Origin of the sequence: Mycobacterium asiaticum, from assembly GCF_001668675.1 — a bacterium.
GTDB classification, from domain to species: domain Bacteria; phylum Actinomycetota; class Actinomycetes; order Mycobacteriales; family Mycobacteriaceae; genus Mycobacterium; species Mycobacterium asiaticum_D.
The window spans coordinates 20,750-42,800 of record NZ_LZKQ01000063.1 but is presented as its reverse complement, the minus strand read 5'-3'; the positions used below and the strand labels follow the sequence as shown (position 1 = coordinate 42,800).

The window sequence follows — 22,051 nt, the reverse complement described above, 5'->3', positions numbered from 1 at the left end:
TTGTTCACCAGCTGACCGGTAGCTCTTTCATGCCGTAGATGTCGGATTGCTTGAACTGCAACTGATCCGGGGTCACCGCCAACTTCAGCCCGGGCAGGCGGCGCGCCAGCGTCGAGAACGCCACCTGCATCTCGACCCGGGCCAGGTTGGCGCCGATGCACTGGTGCACGCCGTAACCGAAACCCAGGTGACCGCGTGGATTGCGACCGGCGTCCAAAAGATCTGGGCGATCGACGAATTCGGTGTCCCAATTGCCGGCGGGCAGGTTCATCACGACCGCGTCCCCGGCGCGGATCAATTGGCCGCCCAGCATGAAATCCTCGGTGGCGATTCGGTCCACCTGGCTGTGCACGATGGACAGGTAGCGCATCAGCTCTTCGACGATATTGGCGACCACCGTCCGGTCGTCGGTCTGGCCGAGGCGTCGGAACACCTCTGGATGGTCAAGCAGCGCAACCGTTCCCAGCGAGATCATGTTGGCGGTGGTCTCGTGGCCGGCCTGCATCATGATCACACTGGTCATGGCCACCGTCTCGCGGTTGACCTCGCCGGTCGCCATGTGATCGACGACCAGGTGGCTGATCAGGTCGTCACCGGGTTCGTGCTTCTTTCGCTCCACCAACTCTTCGATGTAGGCGTACATCGCGCCGAAGGCCTGCGCCTTCTGCTCGTCGCTCGTTCGGGTGTCCAGGCCGACGGTGGTGTGGTGCTGGAACAGCTCGAGGTCTTCCGGCGGCACGCCGAGCAGCAGGGCGATCACCAGCGAGGGCACCGGCAACCCGAATTCCCGGACCAGATCGGCGGGCGGACCCTTGCTGATCATCTGATTCAGATAGTGGTCGACGAGGTCCTGGATCTGCGGCCGCATGGCTTCGGTGCGGCGGAAGGTGAAGTTGCCGGTGAGCATGCGGCGCAACCGATGATGCTCGGGATCGTCCACCCGGGCGAACATCACCGGCGTGTTCTCGGTGTTCTGCGGCTTCATGAAGTCCGGGATGGTGTCGGCGGACAATCGCGGATCGACCAGGGCCGCCCGGATATCCCGGTAACGGCTCACCACCCACGCCGGTTGACCGTGATACATCGCCTTCCGCAGCCCGGGCTCGTCGCGCCAGCCGACGAATTCGGCCGGCGGCGCGAGCGGACACTGGGCGTCGCGCTGGACGGGAATGACCGGAAGGTCAGCCTCGGAACGAACATCGGAAGTGGTTGACATGACCGGTGATTCCCATCAAGTGTCAGACGGCTGCCAGTTGTACGAGCCTAGGACCGGACATACTGGCAGTCAACTGTCAGTTAGGCTGGGCCGGTGACCGCGGTGCAAGAGCGACACCGGTTGCGGGCCGACGCGGCGCGCAACGTGGAACGGATCCTGCGCGCCGCCCGCGAGGTCTACGCCGAGACCGGCCCGGACACGCCCGTCGAGGCGGTGGCCCGTCGCGCCGGCGTCGGCGAACGGACCCTTTACCGCCGCTTCCCCGCCAAGGGCGAGCTGGTCCGCGCCGCTCTGGATCAGAGCATCGCCGAACACCTCACGCCCGCAATCGAAGACGCGCGCCGCACGCCGGACCCGCTGCAAGGTCTCACCCATCTGGTGCAGGCGGCGATAGCGCTCGGCGCCCGGGAACACCACCTGCTGGCCGCCGCGCACCGGGCCGGATCCTTGACGCCCGATGTCTCGGACGCCCTCAACGAGGCGCTCGACGAGCTGGTCCAACGGGGCCAGCGAGAGGGCCGGATACGTCAGGACCTCGTGGCCGATGACCTCCCCCGCCTCATCGCGATGCTCTACAGCGTGTTGTCGACGATGGACACCGGCAGCGACGGCTGGCGACGTTACGTCGCGCTGGTCATCGACGCGATCTCCACCGGCGAACGGCGTCCGTTGCCGCCGTCACCGCAGATCCGCTACGCCGCCGAGCCGACCAGCTGGCCGCTCTGACGGGCTGCTCTCAACCGCTGGATCCGTTGCTGCCGAACAGCAATCCACCGGCACCGCCGGTGCCGCCGTTCCCATCGCCGCCGACGGGCGCGCCCGGGCCGCCGATCCCACCGGCGCCGCCGTCCCCGCCGTCCCCGATCAGCGTCGATGAACCACCGCCGCCGCCGTCGCCACCCGCGCCGCCGGGACCGGCCACCGCCGCACCGCCCGCCCCGCCGCGGCCGCCGCCGGCACCGTTGCCGAACAACCAGCCGCCCGCTCCACCGCGACCGCCCCCGCCGCCGGTTCCGCCGGCGTCACCGGCGTTGTCCGCCTGACCACCGGCGCCACCGGCCCCACCGATGCCGCCGTCGCCGAGCAGCCGCGCCCCGCCGCCGGCACCACCGATCCCGCCGTCACCGCCCGCACCGACGGCCTGCGCCAGCGCGTTCCCGCCGGCACCACCGGAACCGCCGTTGCCGAACAACCACCCGCCCGCCCCGCCGTTGCCGCCGGCCTGGCCGGGGGCGCCTGCGGCGCCATTGCCACCGTTGCCGATCAACAACCCGGCCGCACCGCCATTGCCGCCCTGAGTGGTTGCGCTGGCCCCGTCGCCGACCAGCGGGCGCCCCAGCAGCGCCTGGCTGGGCGCATTGATCACCCCGAGGATGCTTTGCTCCACGGCTTGCAACGGCGAGACATTCGCCACCTCCGCGACCGCATAGGCGCGGCCCGCGGCGGACAGGTGCTCCACAAACTCGTCCTGGATTTGCGCGGCCCGCGCAGCGGCCGACTGGTAGGCGTCGGCGTGCTGACCGAGCAGCGCTGCGATGGCGAGCGACACCTCGTCTTGGGCCGCCGCCAGCATGCCGGTGGTTACCGAAGCCGCCGCGGAATGAGCTGTGCTTAACGACGACCCGATCGAATTCAGGCTGGCGGCGGTGGATGCGAAGACCTCGGGTGTGGCGATCACGAAAGACATTTGGTGCCTACCTCCAAGTGACGGTGTGCAGCATCACCGGTTCATGCACCCGTCGTTGGGTGTGGCAACAAACTTGACCAGGGCAGCGAGAACGCTCCCAGGCGAGGACAGCCCGGGGATTGCCCGACTGCTTCTCGCGCGTCAAGACCATCACGTCGAAGCCGGTATGACGACTATTCGTCATTCAATTGACGAATAGTCAATATACCCGAGGGCGGAATCGCGCACAAGGATGGGCCGTCACCGAAACTGGCCGTGAGCCGCTCCGGCGCAGCACGTAGACCTGTTGAAAGGCAACACTTTTGCGCACTGCGGGAGGTTTACAGGTGGATGGCCGGCAACAGAGTCAAGCTCGGCAATATGGTCTGACTCAGTTGGATCGGCGGAATGACGATGGGGGGGCTGGTGAAGCCCCCAACCTGAATGCCGCTGAGGTCGATTCGCGGCAGATTGGTGCCGGTGAGCGGCCCGACTGCGATGGGCGGAACGGTGATCTGGGGAAGGTTGAAGGTACTCACGGCGATGTTGCCGATGCCGAAATTCGACAGGTTCACCTGTGGGCCGGTGGGCAACGCGAGATTGATCGGATTGACCGTCGCGGTCGGCAGCGCCAACGGCCCGATTTTCGCGTCGATCAGCAGGCTATAGGGGTTGCCGACGTTCGTGGCGTTGACCAACGTCAGGGACGGTATTTGAGTCGCGGGAATCCCGATGTGCACCCGCGTATGGAAGGGATTGGGGTCAATTTCAACAATCGAGCCTTGAAGGTCGATGAACGCATAGGTGTCGAGGTCTATGCCGAATGTATTCACTGGATTCGCGGGGTTGTATAGCGATATTTCAGGCAGCGTCATCTGTGGAATCTTGATCGTCGGGAACGTGAAGCCGTCGGTGTTGCCGACGGTAATCGCGGGGGCGGTGAAGGTTCCTACGCTGATATTTGGCAACTGTGGCTTGATGCTGATACTAGGGATATCGATTGCGCCGATATTGATGCCGTTCACTTGAATGCCCGGTACGTCAATCTGACCCAGGCTGAACGGTGCCACATTGAGTGGCGGAACGCTTATAGCGTTCAAGTTGAACGGCGGGAACGAGATTTGGGGAATCGTTATTTCCGGTACGTTGATGTTGGCGGTGACGGCCGGCGTGTTGATGGGCCCTACGACCGAGCCGTCGGGTCCGGGATTGATGAGGCCGGAGAGCGGGTTTGCCCACTCGATGCTGAGCCTTGGGATCAGATTGAAGAAGTCGAAGCCGAGCGAACCCCCGGTCAGGGCGACGGGACTGGGCGTGTTGAATCCGGCTACGTCGATGGGGCCGACGGCGATGTCGGGTATCTGGAAGTGCCCAATTTCGATCGGCGGCACAATCACCGGCCCGAAGGTGACTCCCGAAACGCTGATCGACCCGATTTCGATCGTCGCTCCGGGGTTGGTGAGGGTGATTGCGGGGGTTTGCCAAGAGGGGATGGATATTGCCGGGGTGCTGAACCCTGTCACCTCGATGGGCGGAAGGACGAAGCCGGTAGTTCCGGTGAACTGTCCGGTACCGAGGTCAAAGTCGCCAATATATATTCCCGGGGTGGCCGGCGGCCCCAGTACTTCCATGGCGAAGTTGACGTAGATGGTGGGTGGGAGTTTCAAATTGATCAGGATGCTCGAGGGAGCATGAACCAGTATGTTCGGGACGCCCATCAGCGCCACGCTGATGTAGTTCAGTGATGGAACGCGACTTGTCAACACGCCCGGATTCGCGGCTACATTCGCGCCACCAGATGGGATCCAGAATCCGCTTGCTGGTAATTGTAATGAGGGTAGGACGAGGGGGGAGGTAGCAAGCTGCGGTGTGCTGAAACCGCCGATATTGACAGCGGGTAGCGTAATGGCGGGGAACGTGAAGGACGGTATGGTCAGACTTTGCGCCGATATCGATATGCTGGTCGGTGGCAGACTGAAATTGCCTATAGTCACCTGCGGAATGTTGAGTCCCGGCGTGCTGAAACTGCTCAATCCCAAACCCAGAAGATTCACGGGCGGCAGCTGAAGGGCGGGGATATTAAAGGACGGAAGGCTGATCCCCGGTAGCTCGACGGCCATGGCGGGGTGGGGTCCGGTCGCCGCGGCAGCGGACAGGGCCGCGCCGGCCTGTGCCGGCAGGTGTGCAAGTCTCGCCAGCGGTTGGACGATCGGTTGCAACGCCGCGGCGATCGCCGACGTTTCGCCGTGATAACCCACCATCGCTGCTATGTCCTGGGCCCACATCAACTCGTATTCGGCTTCGGCGGCAAAAATAGCCGGCGTGTTGAGGCCCAGCAGGTTCGAGTTCACCAGTGCGACAAGTTGATTGCGGTTAGCGGCGATCGCCGCCGGATGTACAGTCGCCGCCTGCGCCGCCTCAAACGCCGCCGCCGCCGCCGCCGCGGCGCCGGCCGCTGTCTCGGCCTGCGCGCTGGCCGCGCTCAGCCATCCTAGGTGCGGGGCCGCCGCAGCCGTCATCGCCGCGGAGGTGGCGCCCTGCCACGCGCCGCTCGCCAGCCCAGAAGTCAGCGATTCGAACGAAGTCATCGCCGAGCGCAACTCCGCGGCCAGCCCCTCCCAGCCCCCCGCCGCGGCCAATATCCGTCCCGCCCCTGTGCCGCCGAACATTTGCAGTGAGGTGATCTCGGGCGGGAGTACCTGGAAATTCATTCGATTCACTCCTTGCCGGCGGGCGGGATGAAGCTGCCAGTTACAGGCGCACCTCGTTGTGCGTGACTCCGGACCTCATGCATGGCATCGAGGCCACTCCCGCGCAGACGGCAACCTGGAGTTCGCTTGACCGCTTCTCGCTCTTCGCCATCCTTCGGATGACGAATATTCGTCGCTCTAATGACAGATAGTTAATGTACAGGAGGGTGGGAACGCAGACAAGGGTTCGGTCGTGGGGATGGGTCGACGCGATTGACGTCCGCCTCGACACCTCGATCGGCACCATCCACGACGGTTTGGGCGGTTCGCGGAACGGTGCGTGCCGTTCGGCCAGATCGAATGACAGCCGCCCCAACGGATCTCGAGGGGCCGCGCGTCAACGCTTGCGGTGCAGCGTATTTGCTCCGGAGCTGAGTTTGTCCGCCGTCGCGCGGATCTCGCTGATATAGCGTTCACGCTCGGACCGGCCGACTGCCGGCAGCAACGGCCCAAGCTGCAATTCGTAACTCGCCTTGCCGTCGGCGAACACTGCCGCCGCCAGATAGCCAATGGACAAAGGCTGCTTGGATGCGAGTTGCTCTGCCGTGTAAGGGATTGGCGCGAGCTCGCCAAACAGCTTGAACATCCGCCGCCGCAGCGAGGTGCGTTGCGGGTTTTCCGCCAGCAGGTCGGCTACCTCGCCGAGCAAGTCGAGCACCTTCGGATCCGACTCACCCAGCCCGTATACCGCCACGTGGGTCGACTGTATCTGTGACAGCACATCCTCGAGGATGTCCCGATCGTCCGGCTTGGCCGTCGCCAGCCACTCGCGGCGCTCGGGCAGATCGCGGTGCGCAATCACCGCCGCACAGGCCGGCGCGCCGACCGGCAACCGGAGGCCTACCGTGACCCCGGCCGGCATCTTGCGCCTGCCGGGGACGCTGGCAAGGAAGGTCATGTCAGTGGAACCGACCCAGGCCAGTGTTGCCCCGCAACCCGCGCGGCGCGCCAATTCCTCAAGCTCGTGGTTGATCTCAGCCGATACCGGGAAGGCTTGATGCACCGCATCGGCCACGGCGATCAACCCGGCTCCCAAGGTGTATCTGCGATCCGCCTGCCGAGTCACCCAGCCGGCATTCTCCAGCGCAAGCAAAATCGACGTCGCGGTCGATCGGTTGAGCTCCAGCCGGGAAGCGATCGACGCGACCGAACTCGGCTCGTGCTGGGTCGCCAGCAGTTCGATGACTGCGACTACTCGATCGGTCGGCGGCGATCCGGGCCGCTGACTCCCGTCGCCGGGGCGGGGCTCCCCCATCTCGCTCCTCGTCAGCTCGGCAGGCACCGATCATAGACAAATACTTGTCAGCTCATTTTGGCATTGCGTGAATTGATCATCAGCCCCAAAGCACTGACCGAGGGCTGCCGAGTTGGTGTAGTTGGCGACGCATTCGGCGCGCCCCGGGCTAGAGCCGGCGAGTGATCGCGTCGGCCGCCGCCAGGAGGTCGTCCGCCCACCGCGCCCCGGGTCGTCGCCCCATCCGATCGACCGGTCCGGAAACCGAAATCGCGGCCACCACCGCGCCGCGGCCGTCGCGCACCGGGGCGGACACGCTCGCGACGCCCGGTTCGCGCTCGGCGACGCTTTGCGCCCAGCCGCGCCGGCGCACCTCGGCCAGCACCCGGTCGGTGAACATCGCCTGCGGCAGCACCGCCTGCTGCGTCGCGGCGTCGCTGTGGGCCAGCAGCACTTTGGCCCCCGAACCGGCCGTCATCGGCAGCCGCGCGCCGACGGGAACCGTATCGCGCAGCCCCGCAGGGGGTTCCAGGGCCGCGATGCAGATGCGCGAGGTGCCCTCCCGGCGGTACAACTGCACGCTCTCACCCGTCGTCTCGCGCAACTGCGGTAGCACGGCGGCGCTCGCCGCCAGCAGGGGATCGTTGACGTGCGCGGCGAGTTCGGTGACCGCCGGGCCAAGGCGCCACCGGCCGTCCTCGTCGCGTCCCAGCAGCCGATGGACTTCCAGGGCGGCCGCCAATCGATAGGTCGTTGCCCTCGGCATACCGGTTCGTTCGCACAGTTCGGCCAGCCCACAGGGGGATTCCGCGACCACCTGCAGAATGCCGACGGCTTTGTCCAGAACGCCGATGCCGCTATGCTGTCTCACAAGGAGATACTAGCGTCTCGCATTATGAGATCACAGCCCTGGATCATCGCGAGCCGTGAATAGAGCGAATCGAGGCAACCGAGATGGCGGAGCACACGCAAGCCGCGGCCCGGCCGCGAACCTTGGCCGAGAAGGTTTGGGAAGACCACGTTGTCGTGTCGGGCAACGGGACCGAACCGGATCTGATCTACATCGACCTGCACCTGGTTCACGAGGTCACCAGCCCGCAGGCCTTCGACGGACTACGGCTGGCCGGTCGGCAGGTACGACGTACCGATCTGACGATTGCCACCGAGGACCACAATGTGCCCACGCTCGACATCAACAAGCCGATCGCCGACCCGGTTTCGCGCACCCAGGTCGAGACGTTGCGCCACAACTGCGCCGAATTCGGTGTCCGCCTTCACCCGATGGGGGATATCGAGCAGGGGATCGTCCATGTGGTCGGACCGCAATTGGGGCTCACCCAGCCCGGAATGACGGTTGTCTGTGGCGATAGTCACACCTCGACCCATGGGGCCTTCGGCGCAATCGCTATGGGAATCGGCACCTCTGAGGTCGAACATGTGCTCGCCACCCAAACGCTGCGGCTGCGTCCGTTCAAGACGATGGCGGTCAATGTGGATGGCCAGTTGCCCCCGGGTGTCACGGCCAAGGACATCATTTTGGCGTTGATCGCGAAGATCGGCACCGGCGGTGGACAGGGCCACGTCATCGAATACCGCGGCAGCGCCATCGAATCGTTGTCGATGGAAGGCCGGATGACGGTTTGCAACATGAGCATCGAAGCCGGTGCCCGCGCCGGCATGGTGGCGCCGGACGAAACCACTTACGAATTCCTGCGCGGCCGCCCGCACGCACCCGCGGGTGCGGACTGGGACGCCGCAATTGCCTACTGGCAGCAGCTGCGTACCGACCCCGGTGCGGTTTTCGACACCGAGGTGTACCTCGACGCCACCTCGCTGAGCCCGTTCGTGACCTGGGGAACGAACCCGGGTCAGGGGGTGCCGCTGGCCGGGGCGGTCCCGGACCCCGAGTTGATGACCGATGACGCCGAGCGCCAGGCCGCCGAGAAAGCCTTGGCCTACATGGACCTTCGGCCCGGGACGGCGATGCGCGACATCTCCGTCGACACCGTGTTCGTCGGATCGTGCACCAACGGCCGCATCGAAGACCTGCGGGTGGTGGCCGACGTATTGCGTGGTCGCAAGGTCGCTCCGGACGTGCGGATGCTCGTGGTCCCGGGCTCGATGAGGGTTCGGGCACAGGCCGAAGCCGAAGGGCTGGGAGAGATTTTCACCGCAGCCGGCGCCGAATGGCGGCAGGCGGGCTGCTCGATGTGCCTGGGGATGAATCCCGATCAGCTCGCACCGGGGGAGCGTTGCGCCGCGACGTCCAACCGCAATTTCGAAGGGCGGCAGGGCAAGGGCGGCCGCACACACCTGGTGTCCCCGGCGGTCGCTGCGGCCACCGCGGTGCGCGGCAAGCTATCCGCGCCCGCTGATTTGAACTAGTCGACTTGAATTAACGAGACTGAGAAATAGAGGACGAGGATGGAAGCCTTTCGCACCCACACCGGTATCGGAGTACCGCTGCGGCGGTCCAATGTCGACACCGACCAGATCATTCCCGCGGTCTTTCTGAAGCGGGTCACCCGAACCGGTTTCGAGGACGGCCTGTTCGCAAGCTGGCGCACGGACCCCTCATTCGTGCTCAATCTCAGTCCCTTTGACCGAGGCTCAGTCTTGGTTGCCGGACCGGATTTCGGCACCGGATCCTCCCGTGAGCATGCCGTCTGGGCGTTGATGGACTACGGATTCCGGGTGGTTATCTCGTCCCGGTTCGGCGACATTTTTCGCGGCAACGCCGGCAAGGCCGGGCTGCTGGCGGCTGAAGTCGACCAAGACGGCGTCGAACTTCTTTGGAAGCTCATCGAGCAGAGCCCGGGCTTGGAAATCACTGTCAATCTTCAAGATCGAAATATCACCGCGGGAACGGCGGTGCTGCCGTTCAGGATTGACGACCACACCGCATACAGACTGCTCGAAGGTCTCGACGATATAGCCCTTACGCTGCGGAAACTCGACGAAATCGAGAATTTCGAAGCGGCTCGTCCGGCGTGGAAACCGCGCACGATCCCAGCCGTCTGATGCGCCGGGCGGGGCCGAATTCCGACTCCGCCGCCGCGCTAAACCGGGCCGAATTCGCCGCCGTGCCACTGGCCAAGGGCGGCAATCGGATTCCGAAATTGTCAGCCATTCGCGTCTGAAAATGCGCGTGGCTCTTGGCAATTTGCCAGGTGAGGGTTTACCGTGTCCTCTAGTCGGTTCGAAAACGAGGACCACTGGCTTCGGAGGGTTGAATGAACAAAGCAGAGCTCATAGATGTGCTCACACAGAAATTGGGCTCAGACCGTCGGCAGGCGACCGCCGCTGTCGAGAATGTCGTCGACACGATTGTGCGCGCGGTCCACAAAGGCGACAGCGTGACGATTACCGGTTTCGGTGTCTTCGAACAGCGTCGCCGCGCGGCCCGAGTGGCCCGCAACCCGCGTACCGGCGAGACGGTCAAGGTGAAGCCCACGTCGGTTCCGGCATTCCGTCCGGGTGCCCAATTCAAAGCCGTTGTGGCAGGCGCACAAAAGCTCCCGGCCGAGGGCCCCGCTGTGAAGCGCGGTGTGGTTGCGAGTGCGGCTAAGAAGGCGGCAAAGAAGGCTCCGGCCAAGAAGGCCGCCAGCAAGGCTCCGGCCAAGAAGGCCGCCAGCAAGGCTCCGGCCAAGAAGGCGGCCAGCAAGGCTCCGGCCAAGAAGGCCGCGACCAAGGCTCCGGCCAAGAAGGCCGCGACCAAGGCTCCGGCCAAGAAGGCGGCCAGCAAGGCTCCGGCCAAGAAGGCCGCGACCAAGAGTCCCGCCAAGAAGGCGGCCACCAAGGCTCCGGCCAAGAAGGCGGCCAGCAAGGCTCCCGCCAAGAAGGCTCCTGCCAAGAAGGCCGCGAGCACCCGGCGCGGCCGCAAGTAGTTCTCACGCGAATACCCTTCGGTTGGCAGCAATGCCCTCCGGAGGGTATTTGCGTTGTCAGGCCCTGACGTTCGCCGCGAGCGCCCCGCCGATGTGATCGGCGGCGATCAACCGCCCGTCGGACAGGGAGAGCACCCAGGTGCTGCCCTTGAGGTTGCGCGATTTGTCGGGGCGCACGCCGTCGCGCTCGCACCACCAGGCGATCAGATCGGGAATCACCTTGCCCTGCGTACAGATCACGGGTGTGCCCGCCCGCCGGGCGATCTGCAACACTCGTTGCCGGCCGCGCTTGGGATTCTTGGCGTAGGCCTCTTCGGTCAAGTGCGGCTCGGAGTGGATCTCGACATCCAGTTCCGCGGCCAGCGGTTCCACCGTCTGATGGCACCGCACCCGGTCAGCTGAGTACACCTCGGTGGCGCCGAAAGCCAACAGTTGGGGAACCAGCGCCTCGGCTTGGGCGCGCCCCTTCTTGTCCAGCGGCCGCTTGGTGTCGTCACCGCGGAAGCGCGATTTGCTGCCGGCGGTACCGTGCCGCACCACCAACACCGTCTTGGTGTCGGCCGGTTGCTTGGTGAACCGCCGCAAGACCTTTCGGTCCTGCGGGTAATCGAGCTTTTTCATGGCGTCGGCTACCGGTAACCAGAGCAACTCGTCGACCTCGTCGCCGGGCGTGAACTCACCGCCGGTGCCGGCTGCCGCCCAGTAATGCACCTTCTTGACGCCCTGGTCGATTTTGTAGGTGATGGTGGTGAGGCACCGGCCCAGGCGGCTGTGCTGGCCGGTCTCCTCGAGCACCTCGCGTACGGCGGCAACCGGCGCGGTCTCGCCGGGGTCGAGTTTGCCTTTGGGCAGCGACCAGTCGTCATAGCGTGGTCGGTGAATGACGGCGACCTCGACCGACTTGGCTGACTTGCCGGCGCCGGGTCGCCACAACACCGCACCGGCGGCGTAGACGGTCCGGCCTTCCCCGCGTCGACGTCCCGACGATTCTTCGATCGACACCTTTACTCCTGCAGATCAATTCGGCCGGGACAGGGCACGGGTCACGGACTGCGGTGTCGCTCCATCAACGAAACCTGATGGTCGCGCACGCGCTCCCCCTCCCGCGGCGAGGCGGTCCACTGTCCGTCGGGCCCGAGCTCCCAGCATCGGGTGGCCGGGTCCAGCGCCGACTCGAACAGATCGTCCAGCTGTGCGGTCAACCGCGAATCCTTGACTTGCGCCATGACCTCGACGCGCCGGTCCAGATTGCGGTGCATCATGTCGGCGCTGCCGATCCAGAATTCGTCAATGGCTTTGAAATGCAGGATTCGGGAGTGTTCCAGGAAACGGCCGAGAATGGAGCGCACGAAGATGTTTTCGGAGATGCCTTCGGCGCCCGGACGCAGCGCACAGATACCGCGCACCACGACCTCCACCCGCACACCGGCCTGCGAGGCCCGGTAGAGCGCGTCGATAACCTGCTCGTCCACAAGGGCGTTCATCTTCAACCGAATCCGGCCCTCGTTGCCGCGGCGGTGCGCCTCGACCTCGCGTTCGACGCGCTCGATGATCCCGGTGCGAATCCCGTGTGGCGCCACCAACAGGTTGCGGTAGGTCAGCTTGCGCGAGTACCCGGTGAGCGTGTTGAACAGATCGGTGAGGTCGGCGCCGATGTTCGGGTCGGCGGTCAGCAGGCCGACATCCTCGTACAGCCTTGCCGTCTTGCCGTTGTAGTTGCCGGTACCCACATGGCAGTACCGCCGGATGATGGGACCTTCGCGGCGCACCACAAGGCAGGTCTTGCAATGGGTTTTGAGGCCGACGAACCCGTACACCACGTGCACGCCCGCCTGCTCCAACGTTCTGGCCCAGCGGATGTTGGCCTGCTCGTCGAAGCGGGCCTTGATCTCCACCATCGCCACCACCTGCTTACCGGCCTCGGCGGCGTCGATCAGCGCCCGCACGATCGGCGAGTCACCCGAGGTGCGGTACAGCGTCTGCTTTATCGCCAACACATTCGGGTCGGCGGCGGCCTGCTCGATGAAGCGCTGCACGCTGGTGGAGAACGAGTCATAGGGATGGTGCACCAGCACATCGCCCTCGCGCAGCGTTGCGAAAATGCTCTTGGGGGTCTCCCGGTCGGCGAACGCGGGATGGGTGGCCGGCACGAACGCCCGGTCCTTGAGGCCCGGCCGGTCCAGGTCGTAGATCTGCCACAACGACGACAGGTCCAGCAGCCCAGGCACTTCGATGACATCGCCGGGATGCACGTCGAGCTCGCGCAACAACAGCTCGAGCATGCTCTCGGTCATGTCGTTGGCGACCTCGAGCCGCACCGGCGAACCGAACCGCCGTCGCGCCAACTCTCGCTCCAGGGCCTGCAACAGGTCCTCGTCGCGATCCTCTTCCACCTCGAAATCGGCGTTGCGAGTAATGCGGAACGCGTGATGCTCCACGATTTCCATGCCCGGGAAGAGCACCGGAAGGAAAGCCGCGATCAACTCTTCCATCGGAAGGAACCGGACCACCACCCGTCCGTCGTCCTCGCCGCCGCCCTCGCTGTCGAGTTCGACGAACCGGTCAACGTTGTCGGGCACCTTGACCCTGGCGAAATGCTGGGTGCCGTCTTCGGGCTGCTTGACGGTGATGGCCAGGTTGAGACTCAGCCCGCTGACGAACGGGAACGGGTGCGCCGGGTCGACGGCCAGCGGCGTCAGGACGGGGAAGACCTGTTCGTTGAAATAAGTCGACAGATGCTCGCGTTCGGCCTCGCCCAGATCGGCCCACGTGACGATGTGGATGCCTTCTTGTTCCAGGGCAGGCAGCACCAGATCCAGGAACACCCGGGCGTGCCGGCTCGCAATCTGCTGGGTCTGTTCGCCGATTCTGCGCAGTTGTTCGCGCGGCGTCAAACCATCGGCCGACCGTACCGACAAGCCCATCTGGTCACGGCGCTTGAGGCCGGCGACCCGAACCATGTAGAACTCATCGAGATTCGAGGCGAAGATCGCCAGGAACTTGGCCCGCTCCAGCAACGGCATCGAATTGTCCGCAGCCAGCGCGAGTACGCGAGCGTTGAAGTCGAGCCAGCTCAATTCGCGATTGAGGTAACGCTCGTCGGGTAGGGCGTCGCTGATCGCGGCCGGGGTCGCCGCCGCCGGCGCAGCGGGTGCCGAGTCGTCTGGGTGCCATGTGTTCTCGTCGTGGCGCGCGTGCGCCTCGGGGCTGGCTTCGATGTCGGTCACCCTGCGATCATGGCCTATCACCCGGTGTTGCTGCCACCAGTAAACCGACATCGATTAGCTGTTGGGCGGCCGTTCACCGCGCGTACGACCGCCGCAGATGTCAGCGGTGGGCGAGGGCCCGCGCGGTGGCGGCACCCACCCCGAGCTGACGGGCGGCGGCCAGATCGGCGGGCGTGTCGACGTCGCAACGCAGGCCCGGCCAGGCGCCGGTGAGTTCGATGGCGCCCGAACGACGGTGCCGCGCGCAGGAATCCGGCCCGAACTGCGGTCCGAGCGGTGTCCCGAACGCAAACAGCGCAGCGGTTCCGGTGCCCAACCGGTCGGCGACGAAACTGCGCCGGTAGTGCCGCGCGGCCGAGATCGCCTCGGCGAGTTCCTGTGTTTGCAGTGCCGGAAGATCACCTTGCAGCACAACGAGATTGGCGACCTCGTTGGCCATCGACCGCTCCGCAACGGCGATGGCGCTGTTCAATGGGTCGGGATCGTCCGGGGTGGTGGGGTCGCCGAGCACGTGGGCCCCGAGATCCGCCGCCGCGGCGGCTGCCGCCTCGTCGGGAGTGATCACGGTGATCGAACGCAGCGAACTCACGCCCGCGGCTGCGGTCAGCGTGTCCACCAGCATGGCCAGCACGACGCTTTCGCGGGTCGGTGCCGAGAACACGGGCGCCAGCCTCGTCTTGGCGGCCGCCAGCCGCTTGACGGCGATTATCAAACCGACGTCGGCGGCGCGCCCCGAGCTCATGAACGTCATCCTGCCAGCGCCGCGCGGCGCGCCGTCCGAGAGCTGTCTACGGGGCGTGACGACGGCGGGTCCGTGGGACTACTGTTTAGCGGCTGCAGGTGGCACAGGCGAGACAGTGGGGGTGGTGAATGGCGAGCACGGGAACGGTCGCGGTGATGGGCGCCGGTGCGTGGGGCACGGTCCTGGCCAAGGTTCTCGCCGACGCCGGCGGTGAGGTCACGTTGTGGGCCCGCCGCTCGGATGTCGCCAAGCAGATCAACACCACCCGGTACAACTCCGACTACCTGCCGGGCACTGTGTTGCCTCCCGGCATTCGCGCCACGTCCGACGCGGAGGAGGCGCTGTCCGGTGCCACCACGGTGCTGCTGGGTGTGCCGGCTCAGACGCTGCGGGCAAATCTCGAGCAGTGGAACGGCCTGTGGGACGACGGCGCCACATTGGTCAGCCTGGCCAAGGGCATCGAACTCGGCACGCTGATGCGGATGAGCCAGGTGATCGTCTCGGTCACCGGTGTCGACCCGTCCCAGGTTGCGGTGATCTCCGGGCCGAACCTGGCCAGCGAGATCGCCCAGTCCCAGCCGGCCGCCACCGTTATCGCATGCAGCGACTCGGGCCGCGCGGTGGCGCTGCAACGCTTCCTGAACAGCGGCTATTTCCGTCCCTACACCAACGCCGACGTGGTGGGCACCGAGATCGGCGGTGCCTGCAAGAACGTGATCGCGCTCGCCTGTGGAATGGCCGTCGGTGTGGGACTGGGCGAGAACACCGCCGCCGCCATCATCACCCGGGGCCTGGCCGAGATCATGCGGTTGGGGCTGGCGCTCGGCGCCAAGGGTGCCACGCTGGCGGGTCTGGCGGGGGTCGGCGACCTGGTTGCGACGTGCACGTCGCCGTATTCGCGCAACCGCTCGCTGGGCGAGCGCCTGGGCCGCGGCGACAGCATGCAGACCGCGCTGCACGGCAAGGACGGTCACGTGGTCGAGGGCGTCACTTCTTGCGAATCGGTGCTGGCCCTGGCGTCGAGCTACGACGTGGAAATGCCCCTTACCGACGCCGTGCACCGGGTCTGCCACAAGGGGCTTTCGGTGAACGAGGCGATCGCCTTGCTGCTGGGCCGCAGCACCAAGCCGGAATAGGCACCCGGCTACCCGGTAGCCTCTTGAAGTTGTGACTGCCAGCAATCGTGTGCGCGTCGCCGTTGTTTTCGGCGGTCGCAGCAACGAGCACGCCATATCGTGCGTGTCGGCGGGCAGCATTCTGCGCAATCTCGACCCGCAGCGGTTCGAAGTTCTAGCGATCGGCATCACCCCGGAAGGCTCGTGGGTCCTTACCGACGGCGATCCGGATGCGCTGGCCATCACCAACCGGCAACTGCCCGGGGTGACGTCCGCATCGGGCACCGAACTGGCGCTGCCGGCCGACCCGCAGCGCGGCGGCCAATTGGTGTCGCTGGCGACCGGGGCGGGCGAGGTTCTGGCCTCCGTCGACGTGGTGTTCCCGGTGCTGCACGGACCCTACGGCGAGGACGGCACCATCCAAGGCCTGCTGGAACTTGCCGGTGTCCCGTATGTGGGCGCCGGCGTGCTGGCCAGCGCCGCCGGCATGGACAAGGAATTCACCAAGAAGCTGCTCGTCGCCGAGGGGCTGCCGGTCGGTGCGTACGCCGTGCTGCGTCCGTCGCAGCCGACCCTGCACCCCGAGGAGCGCGAGCGGTTGGGCTTACCGGTCTTCGTCAAACCCGCCCGGGGCGGCTCGTCGATCGGTGTCAGCCGGGTGGCCAGCTGGGACCGACTGGACGCCGCGGTCGCCGAGGCCCGCCGGCACGACCCCAAGGTCATCGTCGAGGCGGCCGTCAACGGCCGGGAGCTGGAATGCGGCGTCCTCGAAATGCCGGATGGCTCAATCGAAGCCAGCACGCTCGGTGAGATTCGGGTGGTCGGTGTGCGCGGACGCGAAGACGGCTTCTACGACTTCGCCACGAAATATCTGGACGACGCGGCCGAATTGGACGTGCCGGCCAAGGTCGACGACGACGTGGCGATCGCAGTGCGGCAGTTGGCGATTCGCGCATTCGAGGCCATCTCCTGCCAGGGCCTGGCCCGGGTCGACTTCTTCCTCACCGACCACGGTCCGGTCATCAATGAGATCAACACGATGCCGGGATTCACCACGATCTCCATGTACCCACGGATGTGGGCGGCCAGCGGAGTCGACTACCCGACACTGTTGGCCACCATGGTGCAGACCGCACTGGCCCGCGGCGTGGGGCTGCGTTAGCGAGCCGGATTCGGATCGATCGGAACCGCCGCGATGGTGCGGTCGATGACGCCGGACAGGTCCTGGATCGGGGCGGGGCCGGATTGCGCGGGCAACGTCAGCGCCACATAGACCGGCCGGTCCACGGTGTACCAGGTGAGCGTGCCGCCGCGTTGAGCGCCGCCGCCGAACCACTGCACCCGGTCGACGACCTGGATCGGCGAACCCACCACGAAGTCGCCGGGTCGCTCGACACCGCAACGCACGATCACCGGTTCGCTTTCGCCGCCGGACCGCCATGCGCTGGCGCCATCCGGCGCGGGGGCGGCAACCGGTGCACGCTCGAAGTCACCCAGCCGCTGCGGCAGCGCCGCAGTCAGTGCCTGGCAGGCCGGGCTGGCGGCCTGCGGCGCGGCCGTCGCGGCGATGACGACCGGACCCCGGGATGACTGATGCAGGGCGGCGAACACCAGAATGGCCACCACGGTTCCCACCGCCAGTGCCAGCGCGGCGAACATCGCTGCGCGCGGCGGCCCGCCGGTATCGGAGTCGCCGCCCACCTGGCCACCTTGCCTCACGTTTACACTGACGCGATCCGCCCGTACGGGCAGGGACCAACTTACCGCAGGTCGGCGGACCCTTCGGGGCTGCACGGCGCGGCAGGAGGTGGCGTGCGCGACGACGCAGCGGGGGAGTCCCCGACGCTGGAGGAGTCCGGTGAATTCGCGGTGATCGAGCGGTTGGTCCGGAATCGCCGGCAACCCGCCACGGTGACGCTGGGTCCCGGTGATGACGGTGCGGTGATCGCGACCACCGATGGCCGGACCGTGGTATCGACCGACATGTTGGTGCAGGATCGGCATTTTCGGCTCGACTGGTCCACTCCGTATCAGGTCGGCCGTAAAGCGATCGCGCAGAACGCCGCCGACATCGAAGCGATGGGTGCGCGGACGACCGCGTTCGTGGTGGGCTTCGGCGCACCCGGCACCACGTCGACGGCCGAGGCGAGTGCGCTGGTCGACGGCATGTGGGACGAGGCGGAGCGGGTCGGTGCCGGAATCGCGGGCGGTGACTTGGTCAGCTGCCCGCAGTGGGTGGTGTCGGTGACGGTGCTGGGCGACCTGCAGGGCCGGGCACCGGTGCTGCGGTCCGGGGCCGTCCCCGGCTCGGTGGTCGCCGTCGCGGGGGAGTTGGGTCGCTCTGCCGCGGGATATGAACTCCTGCGCAACGGGATTGAAGAGTTCCCGGAATTGCGTGACCGGCATCTGGTGCCCCGCCCTCCTTATGGCCAGGGCGCGGTGGCCGCCGCGGCGGGGGCGGTCGCGATGATCGACGTCTCTGATGGCTTGATCTCCGATCTGCGCCATGTTGCCAAGGCATCCGGAGTGGGCATCGACCTGTCCGCCGCGGCTCTGGCGGCCGACTTCGACGCGGTGGCCGCGGCGACGGCCGCGCTTGGCGCCGACGGCTGGGCGTGGGTGCTCGGCGGCGGCGAAGATCATGCGCTGGCCGCGTGTTTCACCGGTGCGGTACCCGCCGGCTGGCGGGTGATCGGCAGGGTGATCGATGGACCCGCGCGGGTGCTGGTCGATTCGAGGGAGTGGGAAGGGTACGCGGGTTGGCAGTCGTTCGAAGGATAGGCTGCCCACGATGACCGTCTACGCGATCGCCCAGCTGAGATTCACCGATCGGGCCGCCTATGACCGGTACCAGGCCCGCTTCATGGATGTTTTCCTGCGCTATCAGGGCACCTTGCTGGCCGCGGACGAAGCACCGCAGGTGATGGAGGGCCAGTGGGACCGGGAGAAGGTGGTGCTGATGTCCTTCCCCGACGAGGCCGCCTTCCACAGTTGGGCGCAATCGCCGGAGTATCAGGCGATCTCGCAGGACCGGCGGGCCGGGGCCGATGCCGTGGTGCTGCTGGTGCAGGGGCTGCAATGACGGCGCGCCCATTGAGCGAACTCGTCGATCCGGGCTGGGCCGCGGCGCTGGCGCCGGTGGCGGACCAGGTGGCGGCCATGGGCCAATTCCTGCGATCCGAGATCGCGGCGGGCCACCGCTACCTGCCGGCCGGGCCGAATGTGTTGCGCGCCTTTACATTCCCATTCGACAACGTTCGGGTGCTGATCGTGGGCCAGGATCCGTACCCCACCCCCGGTCACGCCGTCGGCCTGAGTTTCTCGGTGGCGCCCGATGTACGCCCGCTGCCGCGCAGCCTGACCAACATCTTCGACGAGTACACCGCCGACCTGGGGCATCCGCCGCCGTCGTGTGGCGACCTGTCCCCGTGGGCGCAGCGCGGCGTATTGCTGCTGAACCGGGTGCTCACCGTGCGGCCGAGCAACCCGGCATCGCACCGGGGCAAGGGCTGGGAAGCGGTGACCGAGCAGGCGATTCGTGCCCTGGTGGCCCGCCAACAACCGCTGGTGGCGATCCTGTGGGGCCGGGACGCGTCGACCCTCAAACCGATGCTGGCCGAAGGCAAGTGCGTTGCGATCGAATCCCCCCACCCATCGCCGCTGTCGGCATCACGCGGGTTCTTCGGGTCGCGGCCGTTCAGCCGCGCCAACCAACTGTTGACGGAGCTGGGTGCCGAACCGATCGATTGGAGGCTACCGTGACCGAGACTATGAGGGCGCTGCGGGCCGGCCGCCGCGGCGGTCCCGAGGTGCTGACGGTAGAACCCGCGCCGGTGCCCGTTCCGGCGCCCGGTGAGGTGCTGGTCGAAGTACACGCCGCCGCCATCACGTTCGACGAGTTGACCTGGGAAGAGACGTGGACCCGCGACGGCGCCGACCGGACGCCGTCGATCGTCTCGCACGAGGTGTCCGGTGTGGTCGCTGAAACCGCCGCCGGCGTCACCGATTTGCGTCCCGGCGACGAGGTCTACGGGCTGATCGACTTCGATCGGGACGGCGCGGCCGCCGAATTCGTCGCGGTGCCCGCTGCAGACCTGGCGGCCAAGCCGTCGACGGTGCCGCATGCCGTGGCGGCGGCGCTGCCGTTGGCCGGACTCACCGCGCTGCAGGCATTGGTCGGTCAAGCCGCGGTGCGTTCCGGTGAGGCGGTGCTGGTGCACGGCGGGGCCGGGGGAGTCGGTGCCTTTACGGTCCAACTCGCCGCCCGCCTCGGGGCCGACGTCACCGCAACCGTGCGCAGCGATGTCGCCGAGTTGGTCCGCGGATTCGGTGCCCGGCACGTGATCGACACCCGCACAACGGAATTCGACCGGACGGGCGAGATGTACGACGTGGTTGTGGACACCATCGGCGGACAAACCCTGGACCGGTCGTACGGGGTGTTGCGTCGCGGCGGACGGCTGATCGCCCTGGTGGCACCGCCGCCGGAAGGCAAAGCCGAGGAATACGGGGTCACCGCGACCTTCTTCATCGTGCGGCCCAGCCGGGAGCAGCTCGTCGAACTCGCGGCGCTGGTGGACAGCGACGATCTGCACGTCGAAGTCGCCCAGACCTTTCCGCTCGAGCGGGGCAGGGAGGCGTTCGAGAGCCGGGAAAAGCCTGGCCGGCGGTCCGGAAAAACCGTCATCATCGTCCGCAACTGACGCCGGGGCTGTCAGCATTGAGGGGTGTACGACCTAGAGGACACCATCCGGCAGCGACGATCTACCCGCATGTTCCTGCCCCGGCCGGTACCCCGGCACCTGGTCGAGGAATCGCTGGAGCTGGCGATGTGCGCGCCGTCGAACTCGAATGTGCAGCCCTGGCAAGTCGTTTTCGTCGCCGGCGCCGCCCGCGACAGGCTGGTGACGGCGCTGCTCGAGCAGGCGCGCGCCGAACCGCCGGTGGTGCCGCAGTTGCCGCCGGCGTTCGCGCACCTGCGCCGTGACCTCGGCGCGCAGGTCTACGGCGCGATGGGCATCGCCCGGGACGACGCGGATGGCCGGCGCGAGGCGGTGCTGCGCAATTGGGAGTTCTTTCGTGCGCCGCTGGGTGGCGTCGTATTCATGCACCAGGATCTCGACTACGTCGACAGCATGGGTGTTGGCATGTTCGTCCAGACACTGTTGCTGGCGCTGACGGCGCGGGGGTTGAGCACCTGCGTTCAGGTCTCGATCGCCGGCTACCCCGAAATCGTGCGCCGGGAACTCGGCATCGGCTCGGACATGCGAATTCTGTGCGGCCTCGCGGTCGGTTACCCCGACCCGGATTTCCCCGGCAACACGGTTCGGGTGCGGCGCGACCCGGTCGACGTGCACGCCGTCTTCCTGGAATCCTAGGAATGCTAGGTATTCGGGAAGTTCACATCCTTGGTCACCGCTTTCCACTCCTCGATCGACGCCGACAGAGCGGAAATCTTGTCGCGCATGGCTTTCAGCACGTCACGACCCAGCAGTAAGCGCGACGGCGGATCCTCGAGTTCGCTCACCATGAGCACCGCCTCGGCCACCTTGCGGGGGTCGCCCGGCAGGTGATCGGCGAACTGCTTGATCAGGTCCTTGCGGGCGGCCACGTCGACGTAGTCGGCGATCGGATTGCTGGTTTCCTTCATCGATCTCGTCGCCCAATCGGTGCGGAAGGCGCCCGGTTCGATGGCGGTGACCTTGATGCCCAGCGGCCGCACCTCGGTAGCGAGCGCTTCGGTGATGGCTTCGAGCGCGAATTTGGTCGATGAGTAATAGGCGTTGGGCGGGTTGGCCACCAGCCCCGTCATCGACGACATGTTGATGATGCGTCCGGACCCGCGGGCGCGCATGCCCGGCAGTACCGCCTTGATCATGTCGACGGCGCCGAAGTAGTTGACGTCGAACAACTTCCGCACCTCGGCGTCCTCGCCCTCCTCGACGGCGGACAGGTAGCCGTGGCCGGCGTTGTTGACCAGGACGTCGATGCCACCGAGGGCGTCGACGGCGGTGGACACGGCGGCCGCGATCTGGCCGGCGTCGGTGACATCGAGCGCCACCGGCAGCGCCCGGTCACCGAATTCGTCGGCGAAACCTCGCACGGCCTCGGCCCGGCGCGCGGTGGCCACCACGCTGTGCCCTGCTTCCAGTGCGGCTCGGGCGATTTCGCGACCAAAGCCGGTCGAGCAGCCGGTGATCAGCCAGCGCGCCAT

General features: G+C 66.5%; 20 protein-coding genes and 1 pseudogene. 11 read left to right on the top strand and 10 right to left on the bottom strand.

The annotated features are described in order from the left end of the window. Positions 1 to 4 precede the first annotated feature (4 nt). Positions 5 to 1,216 carry a cytochrome P450 gene (locus A9X01_RS06105; RefSeq protein ID WP_065119896.1) on the bottom strand — a complete coding sequence of 404 codons (1,212 nt, stop codon included), beginning with the start codon at positions 1,214 to 1,216 and terminating at the stop codon, positions 5 to 7. A 93-nt stretch (positions 1,217 to 1,309) separates the two neighbouring features. Between A9X01_RS06105 and A9X01_RS06100 the strand changes: the two genes are divergently transcribed. Further along, complete coding sequence (locus A9X01_RS06100) at positions 1,310 to 1,942, top strand: TetR/AcrR family transcriptional regulator (protein ID WP_065119895.1); 633 nt, start codon at positions 1,310 to 1,312, stop codon at positions 1,940 to 1,942. A gap of 13 nt (positions 1,943 to 1,955) precedes the next feature. Here A9X01_RS06100 and A9X01_RS06095 read toward each other — a convergent pair. The 4 genes and pseudogenes from A9X01_RS06095 to A9X01_RS06075 form a co-directional block, all read right to left on the bottom strand. Next, positions 1,956 to 2,903: pseudogene (locus A9X01_RS06095) on the bottom strand (PE family protein); the annotation flags it as partial. Positions 2,904 to 3,223: 320 nt separating this feature from the next. Next, complete coding sequence (locus tag A9X01_RS06090) at positions 3,224 to 5,593, bottom strand: PPE family protein (RefSeq protein ID WP_065119893.1); 2,370 nt, start codon at positions 5,591 to 5,593, stop codon at positions 3,224 to 3,226. Positions 5,594 to 5,969: 376 nt separating this feature from the next. Next, the gene (locus tag A9X01_RS06080; protein WP_253848969.1) at positions 5,970 to 6,914 is read right to left on the bottom strand and encodes a helix-turn-helix domain-containing protein; all 945 of its coding nucleotides are present in this window, start codon (positions 6,912 to 6,914) and stop codon (positions 5,970 to 5,972) included. A gap of 121 nt (positions 6,915 to 7,035) precedes the next feature. Next, the gene (locus tag A9X01_RS06075) at positions 7,036 to 7,737 is read right to left on the bottom strand and encodes an IclR family transcriptional regulator (RefSeq protein ID WP_065119890.1); all 702 of its coding nucleotides are present in this window, start codon (positions 7,735 to 7,737) and stop codon (positions 7,036 to 7,038) included. 83 nt (positions 7,738 to 7,820) lie between these two features. Between A9X01_RS06075 and leuC the strand changes: the two genes are divergently transcribed. From leuC to A9X01_RS06060, 3 genes are all read left to right on the top strand, one after another. Then, positions 7,821 to 9,251, top strand: coding sequence for a 3-isopropylmalate dehydratase large subunit (gene leuC, locus A9X01_RS06070; RefSeq protein WP_065119889.1), 1,431 nt, complete (start codon positions 7,821 to 7,823; stop codon positions 9,249 to 9,251). A gap of 39 nt (positions 9,252 to 9,290) precedes the next feature. After that, positions 9,291 to 9,887, top strand: a complete 597-nt coding sequence (gene leuD / locus A9X01_RS06065) for a 3-isopropylmalate dehydratase small subunit (protein ID WP_065037871.1) — start codon at positions 9,291 to 9,293, stop codon at positions 9,885 to 9,887. Positions 9,888 to 10,099: 212 nt separating this feature from the next. After that, positions 10,100 to 10,753: an HU family DNA-binding protein gene (locus A9X01_RS06060; protein ID WP_065119888.1), complete on the top strand. Its 654-nt coding sequence runs from the start codon at positions 10,100 to 10,102 to the stop codon at positions 10,751 to 10,753. Positions 10,754 to 10,810: 57 nt separating this feature from the next. Here A9X01_RS06060 and mutT1 read toward each other — a convergent pair whose 3' ends face one another. Genes mutT1 through cofC form a run of 3 tightly spaced genes read right to left on the bottom strand, consistent with a single transcriptional unit; the run spans position 10,811 to position 14,722 of the window. Continuing rightward, positions 10,811 to 11,755: an 8-oxo-(d)GTP phosphatase MutT1 gene (gene mutT1, locus A9X01_RS06055; RefSeq protein ID WP_065119887.1), complete on the bottom strand. Its 945-nt coding sequence runs from the start codon at positions 11,753 to 11,755 to the stop codon at positions 10,811 to 10,813. 41 nt (positions 11,756 to 11,796) lie between these two features. Continuing rightward, entirely contained in the window at positions 11,797 to 14,031 is a 2,235-nt protein-coding gene (locus A9X01_RS06050; protein ID WP_065119886.1) for an RNA degradosome polyphosphate kinase, read from the bottom strand. A gap of 49 nt (positions 14,032 to 14,080) precedes the next feature. Beyond that, entirely contained in the window at positions 14,081 to 14,722 is a 642-nt protein-coding gene (gene cofC, locus A9X01_RS06045; protein WP_155771954.1) for a 2-phospho-L-lactate guanylyltransferase, read from the bottom strand. Between the two features lie 128 nt (positions 14,723 to 14,850). On the opposite strand from cofC, the gene A9X01_RS06040 reads away from it, so the two are divergent. Together A9X01_RS06040 and A9X01_RS06035 are read left to right on the top strand one after the other, a co-directional pair. Beyond that, entirely contained in the window at positions 14,851 to 15,858 is a 1,008-nt protein-coding gene (locus tag A9X01_RS06040; protein ID WP_065119884.1) for an NAD(P)H-dependent glycerol-3-phosphate dehydrogenase, read from the top strand. 31 nt (positions 15,859 to 15,889) lie between these two features. Next, on the top strand, positions 15,890 to 16,999 hold the full coding sequence (locus A9X01_RS06035) for a D-alanine--D-alanine ligase family protein (protein WP_065119883.1): 1,110 nt from the start codon (positions 15,890 to 15,892) through the stop codon (positions 16,997 to 16,999). Here the strand turns inward: A9X01_RS06035 and A9X01_RS06030 are convergent. Further along, positions 16,996 to 17,496: a DUF3515 domain-containing protein gene (locus A9X01_RS06030; RefSeq protein WP_065119924.1), complete on the bottom strand. Its 501-nt coding sequence runs from the start codon at positions 17,494 to 17,496 to the stop codon at positions 16,996 to 16,998. The genes A9X01_RS06035 and A9X01_RS06030 overlap by 4 nt on opposite strands. A gap of 153 nt (positions 17,497 to 17,649) precedes the next feature. On the opposite strand from A9X01_RS06030, the gene A9X01_RS06025 reads away from it, so the two are divergent. From A9X01_RS06025 to A9X01_RS06005, 5 genes are read left to right on the top strand one after another with little or no spacing between them, the layout of a single operon-like run. Next, the gene (locus A9X01_RS06025; RefSeq protein ID WP_065119882.1) at positions 17,650 to 18,618 is read left to right on the top strand and encodes a thiamine-phosphate kinase; all 969 of its coding nucleotides are present in this window, start codon (positions 17,650 to 17,652) and stop codon (positions 18,616 to 18,618) included. Between the two features lie 10 nt (positions 18,619 to 18,628). Then, a complete protein-coding gene (locus A9X01_RS06020; protein WP_065119881.1) occupies positions 18,629 to 18,919 on the top strand; it encodes a DUF1330 domain-containing protein in 291 nt (96 codons plus the stop codon). Continuing rightward, positions 18,916 to 19,599: a uracil-DNA glycosylase gene (locus A9X01_RS06015; protein WP_065119880.1), complete on the top strand. Its 684-nt coding sequence runs from the start codon at positions 18,916 to 18,918 to the stop codon at positions 19,597 to 19,599. Before A9X01_RS06020 ends, A9X01_RS06015 begins: the two co-directional genes overlap by 4 nt. Before the next feature lie 8 nt (positions 19,600 to 19,607). Continuing rightward, a complete protein-coding gene (locus A9X01_RS06010) occupies positions 19,608 to 20,540 on the top strand; it encodes an NADP-dependent oxidoreductase (protein WP_065119879.1) in 933 nt (310 codons plus the stop codon). 24 nt (positions 20,541 to 20,564) lie between these two features. Next, positions 20,565 to 21,215, top strand: a complete 651-nt coding sequence (locus A9X01_RS06005) for a nitroreductase (protein ID WP_081282232.1) — start codon at positions 20,565 to 20,567, stop codon at positions 21,213 to 21,215. A 5-nt stretch (positions 21,216 to 21,220) separates the two neighbouring features. On the opposite strand, the gene A9X01_RS06000 is transcribed toward A9X01_RS06005, so the two are convergent. Continuing rightward, positions 21,221 to 22,051, bottom strand: coding sequence for an oxidoreductase (locus tag A9X01_RS06000; RefSeq protein ID WP_065119878.1), 831 nt, complete (start codon positions 22,049 to 22,051; stop codon positions 21,221 to 21,223).